Here is a 2,926-nt window from a genome sequence, read left to right as displayed (position 1 = left end):
CGATCGACGATCTTGGCGTTGCGCTCGACGTCGCCCGCCGCGGCGGCGGCGTGGCGCTGGCGCGTTCGTGGCTGGTGCAGGACGACCTCAAGGCCGGGCGGCTCGTCCGCCTGTTCGACGACCAGGTCAGCGCCGAATATTCCTACTGGGCGGTCTGGAGCGGCGGCTCGGCGCGGCGCGCGCTGATCGCCTCCTTCGTCGAGTGGCTGGCGCCTTTGTTCGCGGTCAGCGCACCTTCAGCATGATCTTTCCGACATGTTCGCCCGCTTCCATCCGGTGATGCGCTTCAGCCGCTTCCGCCAACGGATAGACGCGGTCGATCACAGGTTTCAGCCGTCCTTCCATGACCAAGGGCCAGACCTCGCGTCCGATCTCTTCGGCGAGCAGAGTCTTGAAGCCGACGGAGCGCGGGCGGAGCGTCGAGCCGGTGAGCGTGAGGCGGCGCTGCATGATCTGGGCGATGTTGATCTCGGCCCCCACGCCGCCCTGGACGGCGATCGAGACGTGGCGGCCGTCCTCCGCCAGGCATTGCAGGTTGCGCGGCAGATAGTCGCCGCCGACCATGTCGAGGACGATCGCGACGCCATGGCCGTCGGTCATCGCCCGCAGCTCGGCGACGAAATCCTGCGTGCGATAATTGACCGCCCGCTTGGCGCCGAGCGCCTCGGCCCGGCGGCACTTCTCGTCGCTGCCGCAGGTGACGACGGTCTCGACCCCGAACAATTGGCCGAGCGCGATCGCCATCGTGCCAATGCCGCTGGTGCCGCCATGGACCAGCGCCGTCTCCCCGTCGCGCGCGTGGCCGCGCTCGAACAGATTGTGCCAGACCGTAAACAGGGTCTCGGGCAGAGCCGCCGCCTCGACCATGTCGAGCCCGTCGGGCACGGGCAGGCAATGGCCGGCGGGCGCGAGCGCATATTCGGCATAGCCGCCGCCGGCGAGCAAGGCGCAGACCCTGTCGCCGATCGCGAACCGACTCCCTTCGCCCGCCGCGACCACCCTGCCCGCGACTTCGAGGCCCGGAATCGACGGCGCGCCCGGCGGCGGCGGATAGAGCCCGCGCCGCTGCAGCACGTCCGGCCGGTTCACGCCGGCCGCGGCGACCTCGATCAGCACCTCGCCGTCGCCGGGCGTCGGCACCGGCCGCCGTACAAGGGCCAGCACCTCCGGATCGCCCGGCCCCTCGGGGTCGATCGCCAGCATGTCCGGCGCGCCCATCTCCGCTGTTCCCCCGCCCAATTGGTCGCGGGTTTATTGACTTGGGCGCCGCAACGGTCAACGATTCGCCTCATGGACCTCGACGAGCTGTTTCCGGACAAGCCTGACGATCCGCTCAAGCTGCTGACGAAGCAGGACCTCGACCCGTTGTCGGTCGACGAGCTGCACGACCGGATCGCGGTGCTGGAGGCGGAGATCGCGCGGGTAAAGGCGAAGCTCGACGCCTCGGTCAGCTTCCGCGCCAGCGCCGAGGATCTGTTCAAGCGATGACCCGCGCCCGCCCCGCGAATATGCGAACTTTTCGCGGGCCATGGTTGATGAACCTTAACCAAGTTCCGACATTAAGCGTGAAGCGGCCCGCGGGTGTCCTCGCGGGCGCACAGGAGTAACAAATGCCGTCCTTCGCCCGTGAACTCGAACAGACGCTCCACAACGCCCTCGCCGAGGCGAGCAGCCGGCATCACGAATATGCGACGCTGGAGCATTTGCTCCTCGCGCTGGTCGACGATGTTCACGCCGGCCGCGTGATGGAAGCCTGCGGCGTCGATACCGGAGAGCTCAAGGACCAGATGCGCGACTATCTCGACCGCGAGCTCGAGGCGCTGAAGGTCCAGACCGACACCGATCCGGCGCCGACCAGCGGCTTCCAGCGCGTCGTCCAGCGCGCCATCCTCCACGTCCAGTCATCGGGCCGCGACGAGGTGACCGGCGCGAACGTGCTGGTCGCGCTCTTTTCCGAGCGCGAGAGCTATGCCGTCTATTTCCTCCAGCAGCAGGACATGAGCCGGCTAGACGCGGTCACCTATATCTCGCACGGCGTCGGCAAGGGCGAGAGCGCCGCCGAGCCGGAGACGCCGAAGGGCGCCGAGGAGGCGAAGCCGGACGAGGGCAAGAAGAAGCCCGAATCCGCCCTCAAGCAGTTCACCGTCAACCTCAACGAGAAGGCGCAGGAAGGCCGGGTCGATCCGCTGATCGGGCGCGGGCCGGAGGTCGACCGCACCGTCCAGATCCTCTGCCGCCGCTCGAAGAACAACCCGCTCTATGTCGGCGATCCGGGCGTGGGCAAGACCGCGATCGCCGAGGGCCTGGCGCGCAAGATCGTCGAGGGCGACGTCCCCGAGGTGCTGAAGCCAGCGGTCATCTATTCGCTCGACATGGGCGCTTTGCTCGCGGGCACCCGCTATCGCGGCGATTTCGAGGAGCGGCTGAAGGCGGTCGTCAACGAGCTCGAAAAGCTGCCGGACGCGATCCTGTTCATCGACGAGATCCACACCGTGATCGGCGCCGGTGCCACGTCGGGCGGCGCGATGGACGCCTCGAACCTGCTGAAGCCGGCGCTTTCCAACGGCGCGATCCGCTGCATCGGCTCGACGACCTACAAGGAGTTCCGCAACCATTTCGAGAAGGACCGCGCCCTGCTTCGCCGGTTCCAGAAGATCGACGTCAACGAGCCGACGATCGAGGACACGGTGAAGATCCTCGCCGGCCTCAGGTCGGCGTTCGAGGAGCATCACAGCGTCAAATATACCCCGGACGCGATCAAGGCCGCGGTCGAGCTGTCGGCCCGCTACATTTCCGATCGCAAGCTCCCCGACAAGGCGATCGACGTGATCGACGAGGTCGGCGCGATGCAGATGCTCGTCGTCCCCTCCAAGCGCAAGAAGACGATCACGGTGAAGGAGATCGAGGCGGTCATCTCGACGATGGC

The 2,926-nt window shown here is 67.4% G+C and carries 4 protein-coding genes; 3 read left to right on the top strand and 1 reads right to left on the bottom strand.

Annotated elements, in window-relative coordinates:
- The coding region (locus ACT4N3_RS12835) for a LysR substrate-binding domain-containing protein (RefSeq protein ID WP_444855620.1) at nt 1–245 on the top strand (245 nt) is incomplete at its 5' end.
- On the opposite strand, the gene ACT4N3_RS12830 is transcribed toward ACT4N3_RS12835, so the two are convergent.
- The gene (locus ACT4N3_RS12830; protein ID WP_444855619.1) at nt 226–1,218 is read right to left on the bottom strand and encodes an NAD(P)H-quinone oxidoreductase; all 993 of its coding nucleotides are present in this window, start codon (nt 1,216–1,218) and stop codon (nt 226–228) included. The two genes, ACT4N3_RS12835 and ACT4N3_RS12830, sit on opposite strands and share 20 nt — an antisense overlap.
- Nucleotides 1,219–1,290: 72 nt before the next feature.
- On the opposite strand from ACT4N3_RS12830, the gene ACT4N3_RS12825 reads away from it, so the two are divergent.
- On the top strand, nt 1,291–1,488 hold the full coding sequence (locus ACT4N3_RS12825) for a DUF1192 domain-containing protein (RefSeq protein ID WP_444855618.1): 198 nt from the start codon (nt 1,291–1,293) through the stop codon (nt 1,486–1,488).
- Between the two features lie 122 nt (nt 1,489–1,610).
- On the top strand, nt 1,611–2,926 hold a 1,316-nt coding region (locus tag ACT4N3_RS12820; protein WP_444855617.1), incomplete at its 3' end, for an AAA family ATPase.

It is taken from the genome of Sphingosinicella sp. (genome assembly GCF_052388015.1).
Classification (GTDB): Bacteria; Pseudomonadota; Alphaproteobacteria; order Sphingomonadales; family Sphingomonadaceae; genus Allosphingosinicella.
The sequence above is the reverse complement of the archived record's forward strand: the minus strand, read 5'-3'. Positions and strand labels throughout refer to the sequence as shown.